The 395-nt window shown below is 64.8% G+C and carries 1 protein-coding gene; it reads right to left on the bottom strand.

Annotated features, from left to right (window positions below; all coding sequences use genetic code 11):
• Nucleotides 1–248 (bottom strand): VOC family protein (locus M3149_RS22870; RefSeq protein ID WP_435370783.1); only part of this gene is annotated, 248 nt, incomplete at its 3' end.
• Between the last annotated feature and the right edge of the window lie 147 nt (nt 249–395).

The raw sequence follows: 395 nt of genomic DNA on the forward strand, positions 1-395 counted from the left end.
TTCTTGCTGAGGTCACGCACGACGGAGTCCACGTCCGAGACGTGCCACTGGGCGATGGTGTGGCCGGCCTGGCCCGCGAACTCGGTCTGATAGACGCTGAACGCAGAACCGGTAGCCGTTCGATACAGCAACATGATGCCCTCCATCTCCTGAAAGGGCGTAAGGCCAAGCTTGTCAGCGTAGAACTCGCGCGCGCGTGCTAGGTCCGCGGCCGGGATATTGGCGGTGACAGTTCCCTCTTCCAGCATGACTTTCCTCCTCGACGGGGAGGCTCGCCACCGTGGCACCCGGAACCGTGAGGCGGCCTCACTGACTACTGGTGACGGCCAACACTCTCCCGCGCCTCGGTCCAGCACGCAACACCTTGCGGCGTCACCGGCCGCGCGGCATACGGC

The sequence above is a fragment of the Hydrogenophaga intermedia genome (genome assembly GCF_023715105.1).
GTDB classification, from domain to species: Bacteria; Pseudomonadota; Gammaproteobacteria; order Burkholderiales; family Burkholderiaceae_C; genus Hydrogenophaga; species Hydrogenophaga intermedia_A.